Source organism: Oceanospirillum sediminis (genome assembly GCF_014164585.1).
Lineage (GTDB): Bacteria > Pseudomonadota > Gammaproteobacteria > Pseudomonadales > Halomonadaceae > Oceanospirillum > Oceanospirillum sediminis.
The window spans coordinates 1-22,564 of sequence record NZ_JACJFM010000056.1 but is presented as its reverse complement, the minus strand read 5'-3'; the positions used below and the strand labels follow the sequence as shown (position 1 = coordinate 22,564).

General features: G+C 49.0%; 32 protein-coding genes. 6 read left to right on the top strand and 26 right to left on the bottom strand.

All coding sequences use genetic code 11. The features are described from left to right. Positions 1-87 precede the first annotated feature (87 nt). From H4O21_RS23060 to H4O21_RS23040, 5 genes are all read right to left on the bottom strand, one after another. Entirely contained in the window at positions 88-1,194 is a 1,107-nt protein-coding gene (locus H4O21_RS23060) for a tyrosine-type recombinase/integrase (protein ID WP_182811856.1), read from the bottom strand. Then, complete coding sequence (locus H4O21_RS23055; RefSeq protein WP_220495816.1) at positions 1,160-1,468, bottom strand: excisionase; 309 nt, start codon at positions 1,466-1,468, stop codon at positions 1,160-1,162. Before H4O21_RS23055 ends, H4O21_RS23060 begins: the two co-directional genes overlap by 35 nt. Continuing rightward, positions 1,468-1,962 carry a DnaJ-like cysteine-rich domain-containing protein gene (locus H4O21_RS23050; protein ID WP_182811850.1) on the bottom strand — a complete coding sequence of 165 codons (495 nt, stop codon included), beginning with the start codon at positions 1,960-1,962 and terminating at the stop codon, positions 1,468-1,470. Before H4O21_RS23050 ends, H4O21_RS23055 begins: the two co-directional genes overlap by 1 nt. A 65-nt stretch (positions 1,963-2,027) precedes the next feature. Then, a complete protein-coding gene (locus H4O21_RS23045; protein WP_368737584.1) occupies positions 2,028-2,522 on the bottom strand; it encodes a phage antirepressor N-terminal domain-containing protein in 495 nt (164 codons plus the stop codon). A 241-nt stretch (positions 2,523-2,763) separates the two neighbouring features. Continuing rightward, a complete protein-coding gene (locus H4O21_RS23040; RefSeq protein ID WP_182811845.1) occupies positions 2,764-3,030 on the bottom strand; it encodes a phage antirepressor N-terminal domain-containing protein in 267 nt (88 codons plus the stop codon). Between the two features lie 383 nt (positions 3,031-3,413). Between H4O21_RS23040 and H4O21_RS23035 the strand changes: the two genes are divergently transcribed. Then, positions 3,414-3,989: a hypothetical protein gene (locus H4O21_RS23035; protein WP_182811843.1), complete on the top strand. Its 576-nt coding sequence runs from the start codon at positions 3,414-3,416 to the stop codon at positions 3,987-3,989. Between the two features lie 8 nt (positions 3,990-3,997). Continuing rightward, a complete protein-coding gene (locus H4O21_RS23030; RefSeq protein ID WP_182811840.1) occupies positions 3,998-4,492 on the top strand; it encodes a hypothetical protein in 495 nt (164 codons plus the stop codon). Between the two features lie 100 nt (positions 4,493-4,592). Here the strand turns inward: H4O21_RS23030 and H4O21_RS23025 are convergent, their stop codons facing one another. Genes H4O21_RS23025 through H4O21_RS23015 form a run of 3 tightly spaced genes read right to left on the bottom strand, consistent with a single transcriptional unit; the run spans position 4,593 to position 11,152 of the window. Continuing rightward, positions 4,593-7,766, bottom strand: a complete 3,174-nt coding sequence (locus H4O21_RS23025) for a type I restriction endonuclease subunit R (RefSeq protein ID WP_182811837.1) — start codon at positions 7,764-7,766, stop codon at positions 4,593-4,595. Further along, positions 7,767-9,140, bottom strand: a complete 1,374-nt coding sequence (locus H4O21_RS23020) for a restriction endonuclease subunit S (RefSeq protein ID WP_182811834.1) — start codon at positions 9,138-9,140, stop codon at positions 7,767-7,769. Next, positions 9,137-11,152, bottom strand: a complete 2,016-nt coding sequence (locus H4O21_RS23015) for a type I restriction-modification system subunit M (RefSeq protein ID WP_255487434.1) — start codon at positions 11,150-11,152, stop codon at positions 9,137-9,139. Before H4O21_RS23015 ends, H4O21_RS23020 begins: the two co-directional genes overlap by 4 nt. A 309-nt stretch (positions 11,153-11,461) precedes the next feature. Here H4O21_RS23015 and H4O21_RS23010 point away from each other — a divergent pair, with 309 nt between their 5' ends. The 4 genes from H4O21_RS23010 (at position 11,462) to H4O21_RS22995 (ending at position 12,883) form a co-directional block, all read left to right on the top strand. Then, entirely contained in the window at positions 11,462-11,740 is a 279-nt protein-coding gene (locus tag H4O21_RS23010) for a type II toxin-antitoxin system RelE/ParE family toxin (RefSeq protein WP_182811831.1), read from the top strand. After that, positions 11,740-12,033: a HigA family addiction module antitoxin gene (locus H4O21_RS23005; protein WP_182811828.1), complete on the top strand. Its 294-nt coding sequence runs from the start codon at positions 11,740-11,742 to the stop codon at positions 12,031-12,033. Before H4O21_RS23010 ends, H4O21_RS23005 begins: the two co-directional genes overlap by 1 nt. 57 nt (positions 12,034-12,090) lie before the next feature. Then, entirely contained in the window at positions 12,091-12,252 is a 162-nt protein-coding gene (locus H4O21_RS23000; RefSeq protein WP_182811826.1) for a hypothetical protein, read from the top strand. A gap of 328 nt (positions 12,253-12,580) precedes the next feature. Further along, positions 12,581-12,883 (top strand): hypothetical protein, encoded by a 303-nt coding sequence (locus H4O21_RS22995; RefSeq protein WP_182811823.1) that lies wholly within the window; start codon positions 12,581-12,583, stop codon positions 12,881-12,883. A gap of 230 nt (positions 12,884-13,113) precedes the next feature. Here H4O21_RS22995 and H4O21_RS22990 read toward each other — a convergent pair whose 3' ends face one another. The 18 genes from H4O21_RS22990 to H4O21_RS22905 form a co-directional block, all read right to left on the bottom strand. Then, positions 13,114-14,271 (bottom strand): tyrosine-type recombinase/integrase, encoded by a 1,158-nt coding sequence (locus H4O21_RS22990; RefSeq protein ID WP_182811820.1) that lies wholly within the window; start codon positions 14,269-14,271, stop codon positions 13,114-13,116. Next, positions 14,255-14,539, bottom strand: coding sequence for an excisionase (locus H4O21_RS22985; protein ID WP_182811817.1), 285 nt, complete (start codon positions 14,537-14,539; stop codon positions 14,255-14,257). The genes H4O21_RS22990 and H4O21_RS22985 overlap by 17 nt, the downstream gene beginning before the upstream one ends. Positions 14,540-14,603: 64 nt before the next feature. Next, a complete protein-coding gene (locus tag H4O21_RS22980; protein WP_182811814.1) occupies positions 14,604-14,798 on the bottom strand; it encodes a helix-turn-helix domain-containing protein in 195 nt (64 codons plus the stop codon). A gap of 26 nt (positions 14,799-14,824) precedes the next feature. Continuing rightward, positions 14,825-15,181 (bottom strand): hypothetical protein, encoded by a 357-nt coding sequence (locus tag H4O21_RS22975; protein ID WP_182811811.1) that lies wholly within the window; start codon positions 15,179-15,181, stop codon positions 14,825-14,827. Next, positions 15,162-15,470 carry a hypothetical protein gene (locus H4O21_RS22970; protein ID WP_182811809.1) on the bottom strand — a complete coding sequence of 103 codons (309 nt, stop codon included), beginning with the start codon at positions 15,468-15,470 and terminating at the stop codon, positions 15,162-15,164. The genes H4O21_RS22975 and H4O21_RS22970 overlap by 20 nt, the downstream gene beginning before the upstream one ends. Before the next feature lie 98 nt (positions 15,471-15,568). Then, a complete protein-coding gene (locus H4O21_RS22965; protein WP_182811806.1) occupies positions 15,569-15,748 on the bottom strand; it encodes a hypothetical protein in 180 nt (59 codons plus the stop codon). Beyond that, a complete protein-coding gene (locus tag H4O21_RS22960) occupies positions 15,726-16,079 on the bottom strand; it encodes a hypothetical protein (protein ID WP_182811803.1) in 354 nt (117 codons plus the stop codon). Before H4O21_RS22960 ends, H4O21_RS22965 begins: the two co-directional genes overlap by 23 nt. Next, complete coding sequence (locus tag H4O21_RS22955) at positions 16,076-16,354, bottom strand: hypothetical protein (protein ID WP_182811800.1); 279 nt, start codon at positions 16,352-16,354, stop codon at positions 16,076-16,078. The genes H4O21_RS22960 and H4O21_RS22955 overlap by 4 nt, the downstream gene beginning before the upstream one ends. Before the next feature lie 53 nt (positions 16,355-16,407). After that, on the bottom strand, positions 16,408-17,256 hold the full coding sequence (locus H4O21_RS22950) for a hypothetical protein (RefSeq protein WP_182811798.1): 849 nt from the start codon (positions 17,254-17,256) through the stop codon (positions 16,408-16,410). A 24-nt stretch (positions 17,257-17,280) separates the two neighbouring features. After that, on the bottom strand, positions 17,281-17,529 hold the full coding sequence (locus H4O21_RS22945; protein WP_182811795.1) for a hypothetical protein: 249 nt from the start codon (positions 17,527-17,529) through the stop codon (positions 17,281-17,283). 133 nt (positions 17,530-17,662) lie between these two features. Beyond that, complete coding sequence (locus H4O21_RS22940; RefSeq protein ID WP_182811792.1) at positions 17,663-18,730, bottom strand: hypothetical protein; 1,068 nt, start codon at positions 18,728-18,730, stop codon at positions 17,663-17,665. A 30-nt stretch (positions 18,731-18,760) separates the two neighbouring features. Next, positions 18,761-19,906, bottom strand: coding sequence for a hypothetical protein (locus H4O21_RS22935; protein ID WP_182811789.1), 1,146 nt, complete (start codon positions 19,904-19,906; stop codon positions 18,761-18,763). A 158-nt stretch (positions 19,907-20,064) separates the two neighbouring features. Next, positions 20,065-20,232 (bottom strand): hypothetical protein, encoded by a 168-nt coding sequence (locus H4O21_RS22930; protein ID WP_182811786.1) that lies wholly within the window; start codon positions 20,230-20,232, stop codon positions 20,065-20,067. A gap of 176 nt (positions 20,233-20,408) precedes the next feature. Continuing rightward, positions 20,409-20,900 carry a hypothetical protein gene (locus H4O21_RS22925; protein ID WP_182811783.1) on the bottom strand — a complete coding sequence of 164 codons (492 nt, stop codon included), beginning with the start codon at positions 20,898-20,900 and terminating at the stop codon, positions 20,409-20,411. A 17-nt stretch (positions 20,901-20,917) separates the two neighbouring features. Then, complete coding sequence (locus H4O21_RS22920; RefSeq protein ID WP_182811780.1) at positions 20,918-21,193, bottom strand: hypothetical protein; 276 nt, start codon at positions 21,191-21,193, stop codon at positions 20,918-20,920. A gap of 146 nt (positions 21,194-21,339) precedes the next feature. After that, on the bottom strand, positions 21,340-21,723 hold the full coding sequence (locus H4O21_RS22915; protein ID WP_182811777.1) for a hypothetical protein: 384 nt from the start codon (positions 21,721-21,723) through the stop codon (positions 21,340-21,342). Between the two features lie 145 nt (positions 21,724-21,868). Further along, positions 21,869-22,159, bottom strand: coding sequence for a type II toxin-antitoxin system RelE family toxin (locus tag H4O21_RS22910; protein WP_182811774.1), 291 nt, complete (start codon positions 22,157-22,159; stop codon positions 21,869-21,871). Next, positions 22,149-22,397 carry a type II toxin-antitoxin system Phd/YefM family antitoxin gene (locus tag H4O21_RS22905; RefSeq protein ID WP_182811771.1) on the bottom strand — a complete coding sequence of 83 codons (249 nt, stop codon included), beginning with the start codon at positions 22,395-22,397 and terminating at the stop codon, positions 22,149-22,151. Before H4O21_RS22905 ends, H4O21_RS22910 begins: the two co-directional genes overlap by 11 nt. Positions 22,398-22,564 lie beyond the last annotated feature (167 nt).

The following is a 22,564-nucleotide window of genomic DNA, read 5'->3' as shown; positions in this document are numbered from 1 at the left end:
ACAGCTTACCGCTCCTGGTCGAAATGATCCATGCCTGAATAGCTAATTTGTTTTAAAAACAGTCTATTAAGGGCTTTTCAGGGCTGACTAAGTATCTGTTGTGGTCTGGTGCTTATGGCCCAGCAATTCCTGAGTATTAACGCCCTGCTGCCGGTACAAACGTTCTGACAGTGATCGCAGTTCATGGAACGATGGCGGATCACTTTCACCCCAGTCTTTTTTCAGTGCTCTGACCGCCTCTGTAAACCCAAGCGTTAATGATTTGGTTCTGACTTTACTGCCAGCAGCAGCTTTACCAATGGTCTTTGGGTGATGAAACAGATAAGCACTGACCACCTTATCCCGGCATTCCGCAATAACCTCTTTCAGGCTGACATCAATGGCATTAAGCCGTAGATCGACCGGGATCAGTAGTTTGGTTTTAGTTTTGCCCTGAACCACTTCCAGATATTTCACACCGTTCACGACCTTCACATCTTTGAACTGAGCCTTGCCGACATCATTCAGACGCTGGCCGGTGACCAGAGCAAACAGATAAGCCCGCCAAAGGTAAGCGGGTTGATTGCATTTACCCCACTCCATAATGGCATTGAAAGTTTCCAGGGTCAGACGGCTGCGCCTGACTTTTGGGCGGGGTGACTTGGTCACTGCAGCAGGGTTAGGTTTATCTGCCGGAAAGTGCCCTGCTGCAATGGCTTCTGCAAACACGTCGATCAGACAGGTTCTGATCCTCTGGGCCATCGTCGTCTTGTTCTCTTTGATATAGCTCTGCAGGATTTTATTAATCAGGACGGTATTCAGGTCAGACAGTTTGATATTTTTATACTTCTTGAGAACAGGACTTAGCGCCCAGCGTTTACCGTCCAGAGTCCCCTTCTTAATTTCCCCGGCCTGAAGTTTTTCGTGCTGAATATTCATATACTCTTCCAGCCACGTTCCAACCCGGATGCTTTTCTTGTTATCGCCCCCCTGAGCCAGCAGTGCTTTCATTTCATCATCAAGCATTTGCTGGCCAATCAGTACATTCAGCTGCCGGGCTATCTTCTCTGCTCTTTGCAAGTCAGGCCCAAGCCCTTTGAATTTACCGGTTCGCTGATCTTTATACTGGCATGAGATACCGCTGTAACGTCTGTCTTGTTTGACGTAAAGATTCGGGACGTTAGTGTACGTCCGTCTCCGTGGTCGTGCAGCCATGAGCAAAAATCTCCAGGGCTAATGGATCTATCTCTGTATCGACTAAAGCGTCTGCAGAATCGTTAATCATACGATTGGCCGTTTTAAGCCGGTCAATCTGCGCTCTGTTTGACACATACCGCGCATCAGGATGAACCTGGTAATGTTTACCTACAATCATAGGCCGTGGCTGAATCAGACCTTCTCTGGCCCATTTATACAAAGTTCTCCGACTATGGGGACGAGAAAAGTTTTTTTCATCCCACTCTTGCAGTGTAATTAAACGCGCCATCATTAATCTCCTGTGTGTCTTTGTCCGCTGGGGCCAGCCCCTTTACCGTTGCGCCACTGCGTCTCTGATCGGGCAATGGCTTCTGTTTCCATCTCTTTAAACAAAGCCTGCACCCTGGGGTGGTTCAGCTTGTTTGCCTGCTGTGATAACTCCTGAATTAACCGGCTGACCTGCAACAGAGCATCAGCGGTGCTGGCATCCCGTGTCAGAGGTTCACCCTCACAATTCACCCAGCCAGAACCAAAGCAATAACCACAGGGTTTAACCGGCCGGTCACGATCCTTACCCGAACCGCCACAATGACTACAGACTAACGGGTGAAGAGGGCGGAACATCTCTTTGTTCCAGGTGGTTACTGGCATCATCCGAACCTGTTCCGGGTCATTAGCTGGTGCATACTCCACCAGAAACAAATCCGGCATACCGTCCACCGGAATATCAGACCGGAGCAGAATAAACGTATCCCGGCTACCGATCCGGGTGAATGGTTGAGTCATGGTATTTCCTTCAGGCATAAAAAAGGCCAACCCGGAGGTTAGCCTTTTGGTTAAATCAAACTGGTTTAATCAGGGTGATGGCCCCTGACACGTTTCATCATATTCTGTGCAACCGTCATCCGGTGCATGGCTTCATCGGTGTTAGTCCAGATACTGACCAGCGTATCCTCAAGCTCACGAACTAATGGCTGAGTGGCTGGTGTCATATGTTTCTTGATTTCTGCCAGCAGTTTCTGAGCATCAGGCACTGTACGCGATCCGGATAAATTTAAAGGGGTAAAGTCATAACTGGGTTCAAACTGAAGATGGCGAGGCTTTCGAATGGCAGAGCCTTGCAGCCAGTAATCTGACAGAGCCTGATAGCATTCCTGTTTATACTGGATGACACGACGTCGCGTTGCCTCATTCTTGATTCTTTTATCGTCGATTCCGAACAGCCAGCCATTTAAGTAGCTTAGAGGAAGGCAGATGTAATTGTATGATTTACCATCTATTGCAGTTGCCTCCATCATGGAGGTAACTGAATTTAAAGGTTCTTCGACGTTGCGTGTGGATTTGATTTACGGGCTGATTATTTGCTCAGCTCGGAATCAAGGCAGATTCTGCCCCGTCTCTCTGCCACGCTTCACACTCAGTTTCCGCAACTCTCGGGCTCAGGCAAGGACTACTCGGGCTTTCAGCCCTGTGTTCCTCCAGGCCTGCTTCCTCGCTTATGTGGAAAACTGGCTTTGCGAGGCGACAATGACGGGCAGATACATTCCAATAAATCCACACCTAACGTCGAGGAGCCTAAAATATCACTCAAATTAAAATACCAAAAAGCCAGCCATTCAGATATTCCAATGGGAGGCAGAGAAGTTCTCTCTTTCTTTTGTCTGCGGCAACTACCTGTATCATGCAGGCAGTTGAATTCAGGACTACATCTCGTTTAATTCGTTGTCGTTGGCCCACCCACGGAACGCCAATATTTTCACAAACAGGTTTAATGGCAACGAATAATTGATTGTTCAGAGGGATAACTGAAAGATTCTGTCCGTAAAAGCTCACGGTTGAGATTTGATTCTTCATAGCTGTTTGCCTTTGGGAGATCATTATGCGAATCCACAACCCGAGACCAATCGGGTGAGCGGAACCGTGTGGGTTGGTCTTACCGGCCCAAAGGCGTCCGGCGCTCACAAGGAGCCACCACACGGCCCGCCCATAAAACAGGCGCAACTATGCTGTAGACACAAAAAAACCGCAGAAGCGGCTGTGTCTGCCTTCGAGTATTCGGGAGACCAATCCCGGCTACTGATTTTGCAGTAACCTGAGCATTGTCTAATGGATAATGTGAAAATTCAAGGTGTAATATAGAATTGGTTGAGTTACTCATATAGTCTATAGATTTGATTGATTTAAGAGTGTATTATTTTAATTGTGTGTTGTCATTTGAATTGGATGTAATATTAAGTTTGAAAAAAGTAAGAGATATTTTACCTGATATTGATCAAATAAAAGTTGTTCTTGTACTAGAGTCACCTTATAAAGATGAACTTATACATGGCCACCCTTTAGCAGGAAAGTCTGGTATGGATGTCAGCAGTTACCTAAATGAAAAAATAGGTCTAGGCTTTGCTTCTCCTCTTGGTTGTGAAATCAAATCTGGTAACGCACCTTTGTTCGGGGTCATGAATGCTTCTTTAATGCCTTTAGATAAAAGATGTTATAGTTGCTCTGACAGAAGAATAGAGATGATTGATAATTATGATTTTATTCGAAGAAATCCAAAAACATTACCAGTTCGAAGGAGAAATCGTGATGTGGCTCTTATTGAGCGGGAATTGATTTCTTCTTTTAAAAAAAGGTTTGATAGCATTAGACGCCGTGACTTAAATATTACTTATGTCCCATGCGGAGAACTCGCCGATAAATTTCTTGGCCTAATTAATGATGTTCAAAAAATAGATATGCTGCCACATCCATCATTTAATCAGTGGAAAGGTAAAGACTTTGTCAGGCTAAATGAATTAATTAGATCAGTGATTTAGGAGATATTTTGAAACCACAAGAGGTAATAGATCTCAAGAGAAAGCATTTATTACGCTTTGCGAATGAGAATGGTGCAAATGGAGAACTTGAGTTAATTAAATCGAATGATGATTGGATTCCTCGTCCAAAAGGCCAGCAGCTCAGAAACCTACTATTAGCTCTTGAAAACTCAGGTGTTTTTATAAAACGATCTAGTTTTGATGCGCTTTCTATTCCAAAAAATATTGAAATTGATTTTGATGATACTGTTTTATTAGAAGAATTGTTGCCCGATATTACATTTATAGAAATAAAAACTGCTAATCAAGAGCGTGTTAAAGAGGATTTTTCTGGATTCTTTTTTGCTCTAACTGAAAATGAAATTAGTGCTGCTGAACAACTCGGTGATAGGCATAAGGTTGCTATGTTTAATAAAAGAACATCTCAGATTGTGATAACGTCTGTGGCTGATATTATATCGCGATCTAAATCAATGACGTGGCAGGTTTCAGTACAGCTTTGAACAGGTGTATATTCCATTGTTATATTTTAATAGCCCCATCTATATTCGTCAGTCTATGACTGGTGAATATAGAGGAGTCTACTTTAGTAATAAAGCTTGATTAAACCAATTGATCATCCCCACCAAACAACTGTCGTCTCAATAACTCCAGCATCATGCCTTGTATCTGTTTAGCAACCTCTGGCTTAGACAGATACTCCATAGACATTTCATGCTGGGTATCCATTCTGTCAATAACGGCCTGATCCATTGCCTTGGGAAAGTCGCCATTCATTACGGCTTCATCAGAGTTATTCTGGATCTGGTCTATCACAGGGCCATTTTCAGTGATCTTGCTGGCCATGCCCTGGAACCAATCCAGTTTGTCACCATCGGTGGTGCCAGGGCCAAACAGGTCATTCATTTTATCGACGATTTGAGAGAGCAGGTCTTTCTCGGCGTCTTTAGGGGTGCCGGTGCCCAGGCCGGTAGTACCGATCAGGCCGTCACCTTCTCCGGTTTGTAGTTTCAGATCCTGGGTGCGTTTGTGTCTCAGGTTGTAGTGGCTGAGTACTACGGCGGATAGGTCGATGTCTTCTTCTTCGATTACTTCTTGTCTTAGCATTGGCAGCAGGTGACGGCAGAAAACATTCAGCTGTTCCAGTTCCTGATCATCAAAGGGGACGATCTGCGAAACAAACTCATAAAAGCGAATGTAGCTCTGAACATCCTTTTTAAACAGGTCCAGCGAGTCCCGGTTTTCTGAGGCTTCTTTAACACAGCGTTCAGCATTGGCCTTTTCTGTATCGTTGCCTGCCTGTTCAATATGTTTTAGCTGCTCCCGTGCTTCTTTCAGGGCTTCATTGGCGTGGCGGTAGCGTTGTACAAAGCGGTCTACAGCGGGTTTGATATAGCCGGTCAATACGTCGTCACCCCGTTTGGGATCGAAGTAGGCGTCTGCGAATGACACCACCTCATGCCACTGGATAATGCTGTTATCCCGTAGCTTGTGCATCAGGTCGTATACCAGATTCGGATCAGATACCCGGTCTATTTCGGCGGTTTCGTAGTACTGCTGGAACTGCTCCAGAATTTCAGCAGGCTCGTTCACAAAATCCAGTACATAGGTGCTTTCTTTGCCAGGATAGGTGCGGTTCAGTCGCGATAGGGTCTGGATACAGTCCACGCCAGACAGCTTCTTATCCACGTACATGGCGCACAGTTTGGGCTGGTCAAAACCGGTCTGAAATTTGTTGGCCACCAGCATCACCTGGTATTCCTCGGTATCAAAGGCTTTGCGCATATCGCGCCCTTTCAGACCGGGATTCATGCCCTTTTCAGTGAAAGGTTCGGGCCTGCTGTCCGGGTCGTTCACTTCACCAGAGAAGGCGACCATCGCCTGAATTTTGTCGTAACCCTGCTCTTCAACGTATTTATCAAAGGCGAGTTTATAGCGTACCGCTTCGATCCGACTGGAGGTGACCACCATGGCTTTAGCTTCACCGGCTAACAGGTGGGCAACAACCTCCCGGAAGTGCTCGATAATCACCTGAACTTTCTGGCCGATATTGTGAGGGTGCAGACGTACCCAGCGGGCCAGTTTTGTTCTGGCTTTTTTGGAGTCTACTTCCTGATCTACGGCCTGATTTTCCATCGCCAGGCGATAGGCCATAGAGTAATTGGTGTAGTTCTTCAGCACATCCAGAATAAACTCTTCTTCGATGGCTTGACGCATCGAGTAGACGTGGAATGCCTTAGGCGGATTCTCATCACTGGGCGGGTTGCTGGTGTCGTCTGGTCGACCAAACAGTTCCAGGGTTTTGGCCTTAGGGGTTGCGGTAAAGGCAAAGTAACTGATCTTGTCTGATCCACCTCGGGCGCTCAGCGTGGCGTTCATCACGTCTTCTGCAGACAGGTCTTGCTCATCAGACAGTTGTTCGGCCATCAGCACTTCTCGCAGCTGCCGGGCGGTGCTGCCGGTCTGGCTGGAGTGGGCTTCGTCGGCAATCACCGCAAAGGTGCGATCCTTCAGCCCGGTGCTTTCCTGAATCGCTTTCAGAACATGAGGGAAGGTCTGAATCGTGACAATAATGATCGGAGTATTACTGGACAGGGCATCTGCCAGTTGTGCAGATTTGCTGCCGTCGCCTTCATCACGGTTAATACGGCTGATCACGCCGGATTTATGATCAAACTGCGAGATAGTTTCCTGTAACTGGTTATCCAGTACGGTTCGATCAGTAATCACAATCACCGAGTTAAATACTTTATCGCCCTGTGGGTTACACAGACTGGAGGCCTGATGGGCCAGCCAGGCGATAGAGTTGGATTTACCGGAACCGGCAGAGTGCTGAATCAGATATTTATGGCCGGTGCCTTCCAGCTGTACCGTACTGAGCAGCTTCTGAACCACTGCCCACTGGTGGTAACGGGGGAAGATCATGGTCTGTTTGGTTTGCAGCTTGCCTAAACTGTCGAAGCTGTCTTTCACTTCCAGATGCACATAACGGTGCAGAATCTTCAGCAGGTTGTCTTTCTGGAAAATCTCTTTCCAGAGGTATTCGGTGGCGTAACCGTGTTTACCGTTTACCAGTGGGGGCTGATCGTTACCGGCCCCACCGGCTGCAGTGCCTTTGTTAAAGGGCAGGAATCGGGTATCTTCGCCAGCCAGTTTGGTGGTCATCGCGACTTCAAACTGGTTCAGCGCAAAGTGAACAATAGCCCCACGGTTGAACTGTAACAGAGGCTCATCTTTGTTTTTGGTCTTTGGCTTACGGTCATAGCGGTACTGCTTTTTAGCGTTTTCCAGGCTTTGTTTAAAGCAGGATTTCAGTTCCAGTGTGGCAATGGGTAGCCCGTTCAGAAACAGCGTCAGATCAATACGGCCATCATAACCGTTCGGACTGTAGATCAGCTCGGGAACAACTCTAAGCCGGTTGCTCTCATAACGTAAGCTGAGTTCCGGGTTAAGGTCGTTATCTGGGCGGAACGTTGCCGCCTTGATACGAACGCCCCTGTCTTCAATCTGATTGCGTAACAGCCAGAGAGTACCCTTGCGATCCAGGCTGCGCACAGCCGCATTCAGCAACTGTTTTTCAGGCTCGGTGCCATAGATTCGGCAGAACTTCTCCCAGACATCGGGCTGAGTTTCTTTAACGTACTCGACCAGATCTTCCGGGTAGATCGCCCGCTCCCGGTCATAATCGCTGCTATGGCCAACCCGCCAGCCCTGGGACTCCAGATCAGAAATAATATGGTTCTGGAAGGTGAGTTCCAGGGTTTTGCTATTACTCATTTAAGCACTCTCCTGTGCAGGCGGTTGCCATCCTCGCAGATCAATTTTTCCGGTTACAGCGGCAGAGATAAGGGCCGTACGGCGTTCTTTCATAAGTTCTATAGCATCATTTGATTGCTCAATTAAAAGGTTGAAATTATTTTTTAGATTACTGACGAGTTGATCAATCTTAACTTGCTCGTCATAAGGAGGTATAACAACGGGAATGTTATAAACCTGTTCAACCCTAAGATGAGTTACTGTACTTCCTGATGCCTCACTTTCTATATATCTGTTTAAGCAATCAGATGTTAAATAATCAAATAGGAATACAGTATATTTCGAGTCATGGGGAATGAAGTTCATCATTCTCTGTCCCATACAGAGAGCGGGATATTCGGGTACTAAACAAACTTCACCGGTAGGAGCTTCACGGGTAAAGAGAATAGAGCCAATTGGAGGTATCCCTCGCTGTGTCCATATTTTAAAATTTTCGTCATTAGTATAAAGCGCACCATCCAATAGTAGGTTTTGATTTTTTACATTGGTTGTACGTACTACCAGATATGAGCCATCATCAAAATATTCGGGGGTACGGTTTTTACAGTCGACTATCTTAGCTTCATATTTGAGTCTGCTGATTACCCAGTGCTTTGGCACCTTTCCCAGCCACTCAACACCTGAATCCTTCATTGCTACATCAGGATTAAGACCTTTAGTGACAGCATGAGAGATAACAGCTTGGCGCTTTTCTTTTAGCAGTTTGATCAGCTGTTGCTGTTTTTCAATCAGCTGGTCGATACGGGCAGTTTCGTGGTTGAGAAAGGCTGCTATAGTGCGTTGCTCTTTTAAGCAGGGAGGGTATGTAATATCGACATTTAACAAATTTTCGCTATATATGACTTCAATTGTTGTTGCATTACTCTTGACCAGTATTTGTTCAATGACGTATCCACTTTCTTGAATGATTAATGCCAGCCACTGTCTGATTAGTATATTTTCATCAATTTGCAGACGAATTAGGCAAGGATGTAAAATTGCAGTTTGATTTGATGAAAATATTGATGTTTTCCCTATTGTTCCTCTTGTTGTTACAAGTATATCCCCTTTTTGGATTTTAAATGCTTGGAGGTCTTCATATTTCTCCTTAGAGATAAAGAAGTCACCCAAGTCCATATTATTGGATATGATGTTTTTCTGATTGATGACTTTTACATCTCTACCAGTCATATCTGTATTGGTTAGATGACTTCCAAAAGGACCTGCTTTGCATGCCCCTTTCTTGCTGGATAGGACGTATTTTACAGGGCCTGAGGACCAATGCTTAGGGATCTTACCCAACCACTCGACACCTGAATCCTTATATTCTGGATACGGTTGATACTTCCCTGTCACGAGTGTACCTCCGCTAGCAGTGTCATAATGTCTTTACTTACGGCATCCAGATCGGCATCAATCTCTTCTAGTGAGCGAGGTGGCTGGTACTTGTAGAAATGGCGATTGAAGGGAATCTCATAACCGACAATACCGACTTGCTTGTCTTTTTCGTCGCATTTGCTCTGATCAATCCAGGCGTCTGGAACATGCGGGGTTACTTCGCGGGTAAAGTACTCTTCGATATTTTCTGAAAGAGGGACGTTTTCGTTGTCGCGCAAGTCGGGATTGGGTTCTGGTTGGCCTTTGCTGGTACAGACTTCGGCTTCGTCGTCCTGTTCACCAATATGCTTGCAGATCAGTTTAAAGGCGGCTGCCGGTAGCTTAACGCCATCAAGAACGGCGGTGAGCTGTTTCTTAAAGGTGTCACGGGATAGAAGCTTGTCGTCTTCAAACTGTGCCAGTGCTGCCAGAATGGCTGATTTTAAGCTTTCATCCAGTTTGGCCCACGGTTTGTCTGCCTGCATGGCTTCGATTCGCTCGGAATCGTGAGGGTAAAAGGCCAGCTTTAATGGACGCTCTACGGTAATACGGCGGTAACCAAAGTCGGTGGTGTTAAAAATTTTGGCTATACCGCTCTGTTCCAGTTCGTTCAGATCGTAACGGCTGTACAGGTTAACGATGGTTTCCAAGGCATCGTCATTCAGGTATTTACGCTTTGAGCCCAGGGACTTTCTCATCGGGCTGTGCATGTCGGTGGCATTAATCAGCAGGACTTTGTTTTTACGCTCTGCCGGTTTGTGGTTAGACAGCACCCAGATATAGGTCGCAATGCCGGTGTTATAGAACATATCGGTAGGCAGTGCGACGATGGCGTCCAACAGGTCTTGTTCCAGGATATGGCGGCGGATCTCACTTTCACCGCTACCGGCCCCACCGGTAAACAGAGGGGAGCCGTTCAGAATAATGCCAATACGTGAGCCTGCAGTATCTGCTGTTGGAGATTGCATCTTGCTAATCAGGTGCATCAGGAACAGCAAAGAACCATCGGATACACGGGGCAGGCCAGGGCCAAAGCGACCATTGAAGCCTTGCTCTTTGTGTTCATCCTTGATGGCCTTTTCGACTTTCTTCCAATCCACACCGAACGGTGGATTAGACAGGCAGTAATCAAAGTGCTGGCCCCGTAACTGATCATCAGACAGGGTATTACCCAATTTAATATTGGTGATGTCCTGGCCCTTAATCAGCATATCCGCTTTACAGATGGCGTAGGATTCCGGGTTCAGCTCCTGTCCGAAGGTGGCCAGACGGGCATTTTCGTTCAGTTCGTGCAGGTATTCCATACCACAGGACAGGAAGCCACCTGTACCGGCAGTGGGGTCATAAATGGAGCTGATCGCACCGGGTTTGGTCAGGATTTTATCGTCGGTGGCAAACACTAACGAGGTGGTCAGATTCACAATATCGCGAGGGGTAAAGTGTTCCCCGGCAGTTTCGTTAGAGCTTTCCGCAAAGCGTCGAATCAGATCTTCAAATACCAGACCCATGTGGTAGTTGTCTACGGCCTCGGGCGACAGATCGAAATGGGCAAACTTCTGAGCAACTTTGTACAGCAAGTCAGCATCGTCCAGTTTGTCCAGGCTGGTTTCAAAGCTGAAGTACTCGAATATCTCACGGGCGTCTTTGGAGAAGGCTCTGATATAGCTGTCCAGATTATCGCGAATATGGGTTTCACCCAGCTTAGACAGATCCAGCTTTGAGGTGTTGTAAAACGCATTACCCGAAACATTCAGAAGAATCGTATTCAGTGCCGTTTCATTAACGTCCTGACTACGCTCGGCAGCGGCAATAACAAAGTCTTTGTTTGGGGCTAAAACGCATTCAAGGCGTCTCAGAACCGTGAATGGCAGAATGATTCGGCCATACTGGGATTGCTTAAAATCACCGCGCAAAAGGTCAGCCACCGACCAGATCAGTCCAGCCAGTGCAGAAGTATTGGTATCCATAGAAGAGCTATTCTCAGACGACATGTGCATCCTTGCCTGTGGAAGTTCCGCTCACGTATGGCGAACGAAAATCAGCAATCCACTGCTAATGGTTATTAGGGAAATTGCCCTGATGATAGTGCAGTAACACACTGAATTAAAGGTGATCTTTCTATTGTATGAGGTAAGCCTGATGGGGAATGTGCCAGGAAAGATAGTGTCAGGAAGCTTTTGATTTATATGAAATGTCTGTCTTTCGGTAAGACAGGGGACGGTGGGGAGTGATTGGCAAAAAACAGGATAGGCACTTTTTTCTTGTAGATGTGCGTTGCGCACTGCGCTACACTCTTGCTTATGATTAAATCCTTCAAACATAAAGGCCTGAAGAGATTCTTCGAGACAGGAAGTAAAGCTGGAATTCAGGCTAAACATGAACGTCGATTAAGAATGCAGCTGGCAGCTATTGATACCGCCACAGTTATTGAAGATATTGATTTGCCGGGCTTTAAGTTGCATCCATTAAAGGGCAATCGGGAGGGGATATGGTCAGTGACTGTAAACGGCAACTGGCGCGTTACCTTCGAGTTTATTGATGGCAATGCATATATATTGAATTATGAGGATTATCACTAATGGCTATGCATAATCCACCGCATCCTGGTGAGTTTATTTTTGATGTGTATATGGAGCCTTTTGGTTATAGCTGCCGTTTTGTGGCTAAACAGCTGGATGTATCTCCCTCAACTCTGAATCGGGTTCTTAAAGGGCAGAGTGCTGTTTCACCGGAAATGGCATTGCGTTTGTCTAAGGCTCTGGGGCGTACAGCAGAAAGCTGGCTGAGTATGCAGGATAATTACGATCTCTGGCAGGCTAAGCAGCATATTGATCTTGAAAGAGTGAGCCCTATCGATTTCGCTGCTGCCTGATGTTACTGAATGATCTGATAATGCTTAAGCAGATTGTGTTATGAAGTGAATTTCCCTATGTCAGATAACAGTGTAAAAACTAAAAGCAGTCCCTTATCAAAGCTGGTAAGTCGAGCAAAACGTCGTGAGAATTCAGAGCTTTATCAGCGTGCAATGACTGGTGCGATGCGTTCACAGCAGGCAGTTATTGAACGAGCTAAAAAAATCTCTGCCACATAGTTGCCTGATAGCTTTATTTTATGCAAAGGAATGGTTAGCCATTCCTTTTTCTTTCGTTGTCTCATAACACTCCTGGTCTTTCCGCGATATTTGCGAGAAGCGACAGAAGTATCCTGCCTTTCCTGGGTGAAGCCAGCCCATCACCACGCACATTCCCGGCAAACAGATTCACGCCATTCGGTATTATTTCGTTATAACAACCTTTCATTTTTTGCTTTTAACTCTGGGTTAACACACAAGTAACAAGCAGAGGGCTACCTAAAAATATCAGCCTGGTTAACATACGCAGCATCAAGTTACGACTTACAAGTTCAAGAGGAATTAAACCATGAATGCTTTTACTAAACTGATTGTTGCTTCTGTTGCTGCAGTATCTTTTCAGGCGGTTGCTGATACTAATACCACTAACAACCCATTCGCAGCGATTGAGCCTGCAGGTTACTCTCAGGAAGCGAATCTGAGTGGTTCATCTGCTATCAGCAATGATGTTGTTACCCTGAAAGTGATTGAGCCGGTATCCAGTTCTAAAGAAGCACAACTGACTGATTCAAATAGCTTTTCGTATGACTTTGAAGAAGTCGCTTTCCACGATGTCGAGCCGGTTTCAGCGTCTAAAGAAGCGCTGCTGTAAGCAGTCTGGCAGTCCTTCTGTAACAGTGGATAGGCTGAAATAAAAAGGGTAAATACAGACCAATGTTTATAGCGATGATTCGATTCTCCCAATACGTCGATCAATATAAACTTAAATCTGAAAAGGATACCGTCTGTCAGGCAGCAGAGTGTTAATAAGATATAAATGCGCCTTTATATCGAATAATACTCTGTTGCCTGTATCCCCTTTATAACGATTATTTGTGTCTCTCATACTGATTCCTTTCCTGTTTTTACTATAATCCAGTCCTGACCACGGGTATCCGCGTAGGTGTCCGTTGTAATCTGATGTTTATGGCCCAGCAGATGCTGAGTGTTCACGCCCTGCTTTTTGTATTCCCGTTCGGATAGTGACCGTATCTCATGAAATGAGGGTGGGTTATTGTCGCCCCAGTCCAGCTCCAGTGCCCGGATCGCAGCTGCAAAACCATTACTCAGAGATTTGGTACGGACTTTATCGCCTGGCATGGCCCGGCCTGCTTTGCATACATGGTGAAACAGGTGGGGGCTGACAACCCGGTCCCGGCACAGCGAGATGATGTCCTGAATGCTATAGCCTACGGAGTCCAGTTTCAGATCCAGCGGGATCAGGAGTTTGGTGCCGGTTTTGGTCTGAATCACTTCCAGATAGCGGGTGCCATTCACTCGTTTTATATCTTTAAAGCTGGCTTTGCCGATGTCGTCCAGCCGCTGGCCGGTGAGTATGGCCAGCAGGTATGAACGCCACAGGTAAGGTTTCTGGTGTCTTTTAGCCCAGGTGATCACCTGATTAAACACTTCCAGCGTCAGGCGTGATCGCTGGATTCTGATGCGTGGTGCTCTGGTCACCGCTGCCGGGTTGGGTTTATCCGCCGGGAAATGTCCGCTGGCAATGGCTTCGGCAAACACATCAATCAGGCAGGTTCGGACACGCTGCGCCATGGTGGGTTTCTTGCGTTTAATGTAGCCCTGCAGGAATTTATTAATGGTGACGGTGTCCAGATCGCTCAGTTTCAGGTGTTTGTATTTCTCCTGTACCGGCTTTAATGCCCAGCGTTTCTGATCGAAGGTGCTTTTCTTTATGTCGCCCTGTTCCAGTTTCTCCTGTTGAATCTTCAGGTACTCTTCCAGCCAGGTGGCCACGGTAATATTGCGGCTGTTGTCCAGCTCCAGAATGGCCCGCTTTTCAATCTCCAGCATCTCCTGGCCAATGAGTACGTTCAGTTCTCTGGCCATTTTTTCAGCGTCTTTAACATTCGATGGCAGGCTGTGAAATCGACCGGTTCTCAGGTCCTTATACTGACAGGACAGCTTGCCGGTGCGGCTGTCCCGTTTGATATAAAAGTTGGGTGTGGTGGTGTACCGGCGTTTTCTAGGTCTGGGAACCATGGTGATAAATCTCCAGTACTCGGGTGGATGGGTCAGTCACGTCACATGGATTCTGAAGCATGGTTTTAACCTGACGCAACCGGGTGATACGCGCTTTGTCCGGTTCCTGATAACGGGCATCCGGACGCACCCAGTATTTTCTGCCCCGCTTTTGTGGTTTCGGCTGAATACGACCTTCTCTCGCCCAGGTCAGCAGGGTGCGTTTATTGTGGGGTTGCGAGTGATTCAGCAGGTCCCATTCTTCTAATGTGATGTCTGGTTCTCTCATGATGATTGTCCTTCTGGTGGTTTCCCGATCCGGGGATTAACAGGTATGCCGTTAGTGAGGCTGTTCAGTTTGTTGGGGTATCCGGTGTCTGCTGGCTTTCGGCTTCCAGATCAATAAACCACTGGCTGCCAATCTTACGGGCGGGGAGTTGCCCGTTCTGACACCAGCGACGAATGGTGCACAGTGTTGGCCCCTGACCGGCGAAGCGTTCGGCCTGCCATTCTTTCAGGGGCATCAGTTTGCCTATTGGGGTTGTCATTGAGTGTTCCTTTTATTGCGGATGGATCAGGCGGAATCGGGGGTGGGGTTTGTCTTGTGATGCTTGTGTTGTGTGCTGTATTTCTTCCGGCGTCCGGATGTTTTGTTGCGGGCCGTGGTTTTCACCTCTGGCGGATGTTCGTTCATCAGCTGGGCAATAAACGTCAGCCCCCGGGTGGTTACTTTGGTGGTCTGGGTATAGATGGTCTGACGGCCTCGTTCGTACTGGCCATCAATCACCACAAAGAAGCCCTGAAACACCAGTGAGTAAGGCGCAATCGTGCCCTGAAAGCCCGCATGGGCTCTCAGATACTTGTACAGGGCGTTACGTCCGCCGGGAAAGTTCAGCCGCTGAGCGGCTTCTTCAACCGATAGCTGGCTCATAGTCTGGCTCCTGTTGATCCTCTGGCTGAGTCTTGCTCAGGCTGTGTTCGGGCATAGGCAGTGGTTCCGGTTCTGTGCGTGCAATACCGGATAGCTTATGAGCAAAATCCAGTGCCATGTTCTTGTCGTAGGTGCGCCTGCAATCCGGCAATGGCCAGTACACCAGGTTGTTTTCATCCCGGAAGGCCTTGACCAGCATGCAGCCAATTTCGATGTGATGGGGTTCCAGATCCTCATCACACAGTACTGTGATTAGAGCGGCTTTAGGTCCTGTGATGGTGTAAGTCATGGTGATCATCCTTGTATAAAAAAGCCCCGCAAACAGTGCAGGGCTTCAGATGGTGTTCAGTAAGTTCATCGTTCGTTCAGGTGGGGTATGTGGTGGTCTCATAACGCAGGGAATTTCCTTCTGGCAGCCTGAATCGCCATCTCTTCAACCAGTTTCAGACCGTTTTCAATGGCTTCTTTCAGAGTGTTACCTTCAGCCATTAACAGGCGCTGATGGCATCTCATTTCCACTAACCAGAAGTAATTGCCCTGGGCATCAAGCTGCGGAGTAAACTTCATTGCTGTCTGTCCTCTGACCGGTGTGCTGAGTGGGTGTACCTAACCAGACGGTGGTGAACTCCTCGGTCTGGTAAACTGCCAGTACGATGCTGTCCCCGAGACTGTAGCGTTCGGGCATATCATCAGAGCGTCCGGACTCTCCGGCCAGCCAGCGGTTGATGACCTCCTGAGGGATGCGTGAGCCTATCTGTAATACTTTTGAGTTAAGGCCCTGCTGGGTGAGCCAGTATTCCATCTCAGGACTGGAGGTGGTGTCGCTCCAGTCCGGAAGATCCGGATGCTGCCAGTGGCCATCGGTATTGCGGGTAACATGGGCGGGTTGAATTGTCATTTAATATGCTCCTGTGCCTGGGCTGATGGAGGGCAACGGATGATAGTGGATTGCGTTTCGTAATTGATAAAGGCGTGATAGTACTGGCCGTCAACAGCCGTTCTGACCAGAGTGGTAAAGGGCAGAAGGTCTTCTGCAATGCGCTGGTATAACTCCAGATCGATGCCGTACTTCTCATGCAGAAGTGTGTGGATGCATTCAACTTTTTCTGCTGCGTCTGTCGTGCCGGTACAGGTCAGAGCAGCCAGTTCTTCTATTTCGAAAGTGTGGTTCATTCGTTTTCGTCCTTATGTGTTGTTGGTATGTAGATCTTCATTACCTGTTTCCTCTAACTGGTAACGGGCCGACCATCCGGCGGCCTGATCAGTGATTTAAGCCGGGCGGTCAAAGTGCCCGGTTCGATTGTGGTTTGTGGGGATGGGATTGCGTGGCCTCCGGATCTCTGGGTGTCAGCCGTCTCCGGAAGCGTATTGTTCTCTGTGGCTGTATGAGTGGATGCTGTGGCCACGGGTGTTACCGTCATGGCCATACCTTCTGACAGGGCAGAAACGGACACCGTTAACGCCAGCTCAATCAGTACCGCTACCAGAAGATAAGCTCCGGTCATCACCTGATCCGGATCAGCCTTCAGTTGTCTGGCGATGCGCTCAAACAGAGCAGATACCGCTGTGTTGCTACTGGCCGGTAAAGCACTCAGCTGCAGGCGCAGTTCAGAGATCTGTTGCTGAATGGCCGGTAGCTTATCCAGTGTTTTCAGTGCCCGGCTGCGGTAGCCGTTCTCACTATCGGTTTTAGCGGTGGCCTGAATACTGTCAGCCTGTAACTGAAGTTGTCTGATCTGGCTGGTGAGCAGCTGATATTCCAGACTGCCGGTATGCTGCCGGTGTTGTTGTTGCTGCGTATCGCCAATCAGAGCACCGGCACTGGCCGCGATACTGAGCAGCGTCAGTAATGCCCAGGTGACGAAGTAAACACTGGCAGAGAAATGCCTGCCCTGACTCCAGCTCCGGATGCCATAAGGCAGTGCCGCATACTGAACCAGAGCCAACGCAATGGCCACGGCACCATAAGCGATGCCAGTGGCGGTATCATCCGCCAGCTGCAGCAACAGACGGACACTGAAATAACTGCTGGCAGTAAACAGCACAGCGGTAGTGATCAGCCAGATCAGACGCATAGTGACCTCCTGTAAGGGTAATGATCAGTTTTCAGCCGGGATGATGATCGGGTGTTGCCTAAGGATCTCGATGACATGATCGTGATAAGCCTGCCCCTGACTGGCCAGGATGTACCCCAGGCTCAGCGAGGCCAGATTAGCCAGCAGCTTAGTGGCCTGCTTTTCATCTTCAGCCGAACTGATCAGCTGTTTGATATACGCGAGCTGAGCGCTCGATTTCTCGGTCATGGTTTGTTGGGTTTGAGGGTATTGCCCGTGTCTGTGTAGCGTCATAAGTGCTCCTTCATCGCGACAGTAAAAGTGACTTCCGGTTTTGCGCATAAAAATGAGGTGTTAATCAGGGTTGAAGCGAGAGCTGGGGGTAAAGCGATAGAGCTGGGGTGAAGCGAGAGCAGACAGTACCGGATCAGAAACTGCCGTAGTAGCTGGCGACCTGCCAGCGATAAATCAGGTCAGGGCTGAAGGGCTGGCTGGAACTCAGATGCCGCCATTCGGCCGTCTTAGCCTCCGGATCGTAGTGACAGTAAGCGGGAATCAGCTTGCCATCATGCGTGATGACCCTGGCATAGGCATGGCGTGTCATGTTCCTGGCGTCTTCATTGGTCAGCGCCTGCCGAACGGCCATCAGAAGCCCTTCACCCTCTGAGAAGCGAAAGCGGATCATAGAGCGGTCGGGCTGTTCACAGACGGCCAGCTCCGGAAGCTGCTCTAATTGCCGGAGATAATCTGACCGGTAATGCTGCACCAGTGCCTCAGGCCAGTGGATGATATGCTCTGATATGCCCAGTCCGGAGCCTTTACAGGATTTGCAGGGCGTATCGTATAACCAGCCCCGAGTGGCAAAACTGTGCCAGCCCGTGCCCTCACAATCTGGACAGTGCCCCGGCAGATCAAACGATGTCACCGGTACAAAGCACAGATCAGGATCATCCGACAGATAATGATCAAACACATCGGGTGAGGCGATATAGTCTGATGCCATCTCTGGCACACCGGTTATCCGAGGCACCCGGATCATCAGATGCCCGTTGGTTGCGTAGCTGTAATCACCAGTACTGAAAGGCAGGTTAAACTGTTGCTCTGAGTACAGGGCCTGTTCGCAGAAGGCTGTGATCTGATCCAGCCGGGCATGTTCCTGTTCCGGTACATCGGCTTTGATCGCATCATACAGACAGGCCGTCGAACACAATTCGGTCAGACTGGGCTGTCCGCAAATCCGGCAGGGTGTCGCGTAGGGATCGTGCTGGTTCAGAAAACGATCCGCGTCCTTATGCTCATCAGAGGGGATCAGACCCGGTGCGGCCAGGGCTTCAAAAATACGATCCATTCCGGCATTACAGCCCCGCTGGCGGGTATCAATAATGGCAGCCTGCATGGCCGTGATATACGTCTGCAGAATCTCATACTGGATTTTCTGATGCTGCTGTAACTGAGCCATTTCTTTAGCAGAAGGGGACTTTTTATCCTGAGTCATGGTGATGTCCTTAACAGAATGGGAAAGAAATTACTTACGATACACACCGATCAGAGGTCGCCAGGCTTCGATACTCTGTCGGACGATCTCCTGATCGGTCAGGCATTCCCGCCAGATGGGCTGGCTGTGCTCCGGCTCTAAGTAGATGGCGGCAGCGTAGCGGGTGGAACCGTCCTTCATCTGCAGATGGCAGTAACAATCGGTTTCCGGAGGCTCTTTGACCAGAGGTGTCATCTTCTCTGGCTCCAGTCCCATCAGGATTCCGGCCCCGCCAGAGAAACGGAAGTACAGGGTATGATTCTCCGGATCTTCACTGACCTCCAGATCAGGCAGATCCTGAATCAGGGCCACATAGCTGGCGGCGTAGATACCTTTAAGCGCCGGGGGTGAGACCGGCAGCAGATCACTGATGCCGGTACCGCTGCCTTTGCAGGTGTGACAATCCAGGTGATACGCCACATGATCGGTGATCAGCTCATGAAAGCCTCTGCCCAGACAATCCGGACACTGCTCCGGTACCCGGATCTCTGTCTTCTGGTAGCGGCGACTCGCCAGCGGGCTGACCAGATCCCGGACCTTCTGAGCAGAAGGAATATGCTCATCCTGCAGTTCTGTCAGCCCTTCGACAGCCGGGCGTCGGATCAGCAAGCGGCCATCGGTGGCGTAAGCATACTCACCCATATTGAAAGGCAACCTGAGATCCCGTTCCTCGGTCCAGTCGCTGGCACAGAAGGGAAACAACGGTTTAGCGGCGTCCCGTGAGGCTTCCGGAAGTGTCTCCAGAAAGCGTGTTCTGTGACAATCCGCCGAACAGACCGGATCACTCACCGGCCCCTGAGACGGACTGCCACACACCGGGCAGAACCGGGGCTTACTGCCATGAGCAATACGATACTTCAGCGGATCATTCAGCCAGGGGCTATCCGGATCAGGGCGACCACCACTCATGGTCAGTCGCTCCGTGATCCACTTCATGGCGGCTGTGGCACCGTTCAGCCGGTTCTCCAGCAGAGCGGCCTGCATCACGGCCAGATTATCCAGCGCGATATTACGTTCTGCTGTTAGCAGATCATGGGAGGCTTTCAGCTGATCGGTTGCACTGGCCAGCGCCTTATGAGCGCAGGTACTGGCATCAGCGGCCTGATTTAAAACGGTCTGTAGTTCACACAGAGACATCACATACTCCTTGTACGTTATGAATAGAAAGGTAAAAACGGATGACTGACCTGATCCACGGAATCAGCGTCATGGGGGTATCCTGAAAAAGGTAAAAAGACCTGACCGGCATCCGCAGGGAAGGACGCCAGCCAGGTAAGGGAAAATCGGGATAGGGTTCAGAACAGACTGAGTTGCTCTTCCTGATACTCCGGATCGCCGGGGATTGGATCACCGGAAGCAGGCTGATCAGACCGATCTGAACCGGGTACCGCCTCCGGACGTTCAGCAGAAGGCTTTACAGCCCGGACTGGTTCCGGAGCGTTCAACGATAAAAGAGGTTCCATAATCATCACCCTCGGGGTGAAAGACAGGCATAAAAAAGCCTCGTTAACCTCCGCATGGGGATGAAAAAGGAAACGAGGCAAAACTGGTATAAAACAACCTGAAGGAGTCGGAATCTTCACAAAACGGCCTGAATATCTGAGATTCAGGCCGTTCTGATCAGATCCTGACGACCACTTCATTGTGCGGTATCGCTATCCGAATCACTCTGGCGGTTCGATGATGTTTTCAGGGAATCCTCCAGCCAGTTATCTTTCAGCCGGGGCTTCATGGCATGGCTCAGTGTGCCTTTCAGGATAAACCCCGCGATCACCGAGAACACCATGACAGCGACGCCGAGATACCACTCCAGCAGGAGCAGGACCATGACGGTCAGGATCGTCCAGTCACTGCGGTCAGCCTGGGTGAACGGCTGATCAAGGTGCTTGCAGAGATACTTCATCGGAACCAGCAATATGCCCAGAGAAAACAGCGCAAACAAACCGATCTGCATTGCTGCCAGCTGCAGTAGCAACTCATGCTGAAAATGGCTGCCCAGACCGGCTCCGGCGATAATCACCGCATGGGGCAGGCTGAAGGCCATCGGGCCGCTGTTCTGAAAGGGAGAGCGCTCAGAAGGCGGGTGTTTCAACGATGAACCCTGAGCGGATTCCGGTACGAATGGTGTCATAGTGGCTGACCTCCTGATCAGTTCAGATGTTCGGGTTTGCAGGTTAAAAGGGGCAGAGGATCTTCTTTAATCAGCCCGACCAGATCTTTCAGAAACAGATCAAAATCGTCTTCACCCTTAACGGAATAGAGCATGCCCAGAGTGAGACTGGCGATGCTGGATGCGATCAGAATCCTGTCCCGGTCGCAGGCGGCGTCATTAATCAGCGTCCCGACCGTTTCAACAGAGCCGGTAATGATCTGATCCTTCAGGGCCTCAGCGTCAGAACACGGAGGCTGCGGTGCATTCTTCATAATACAAATCCTTTAAAAAGGCCCCGCTAACGCCTGATCAAGGAGTTAAAGACGCGCAGGGCAAACCGTGGACAGTGGGGTATCCATGTGCGGTAAAGAGGGGAAAATCAGGGTGCTGGATGTATATCCAGTATGGCAAAAACAGGTTATTCAGCAGGCGGTTCAATGGGTGTCAGAACCCGTGGAGGATGAAACCCCTGAACAATGGCCTGCAGGTACACACCGGCCATAGAACGATGCACCGGCGGATAAACATCCAGAGGTTTGCCGTTATGCATCCGGGTCAGCTGGATATGGTTGCCGTCTTCTTCAATTAACCAGCTGAGTTTAGGTGGCCGGGATTCGATCCGTTTTCTCAGGCGCTTCTGCTGAAGCTTAAAATCATCGGCGCGGGCAATCAGCAGAGCTTTCTGATCCTCCCGGAGGGCTTTCTCTGCCTGCTGCCGGAGCAGGTTCTCTTTGGCTTCCAGCATCTGCAGATCAATCTGATCCAGTGAGGTCACTAACGGCGGTGAAGGAACTTCTGACATAGGGCATTCTCCTTGTCTGGTACAGGTCCGGTATGAGGTGAATAAAGGGGTGTGACGATAAAAAAAGCGTGGAGCAGGCACAAAAAAGCCCGGCTTAACAGCAGGGCTCAGATGTAAGGGAAAGCTGAAAGATGAAGTAGCAGGTTCAGTTATCCAGGCGTTGCATTGCTTTCTGGTAAACCTCGCTGCGTTCACGTTTGCCAACGGCCAGAACGGTCACTATCACGACATCATCCTGTACTTTGTAAACCAGCCGGTAGCCAGACTGACGCAGCTTAATTTTGTAGAGGTTATCGGCCCCGGATAACCGGGCAGAGGGAACATGGGGATTATCCAGACGTTCAGCCAGCTTCTTTTTAAACTGCTGCTGTACCACCGAACCGAGCTTTTTCCACTCTTTAAGGGCGCTCGGTTTGAACTCAAGATTATAAGTCATCCAGACTGACCGGGATGCCGGGTTCTGATTCACGGGCTTTGGCCAGCGCGACCAGTTCCAGATCTTCCAGCCTGTCCATCAGAGCTTCATAGGCCTCGGCAGGAATGCAGTAAAAAGCCGGTTCATTGCGATTCAGTACCGCGACAGGCTCACCACAGGCGCTGCTGACAACCTTCATCGGGTTCGCTTTAAGCTCTGTAATGCTGGCGGCGACATCCGCCAGAATACGATGTGTCATATCAACTCCTTAACAGGTCTTTTAAATGGACGCTGAAAAGATCATTTTAGATAGCCTGATCGGTGATAACAAGCGGATAAATAGTCAGCCCTGAAAAGCCCTTAATAGACTGTTTTTAAAACAAATTAGCTATTCAGGCATGGATCATTTCGACCAGGAGCGGTAAG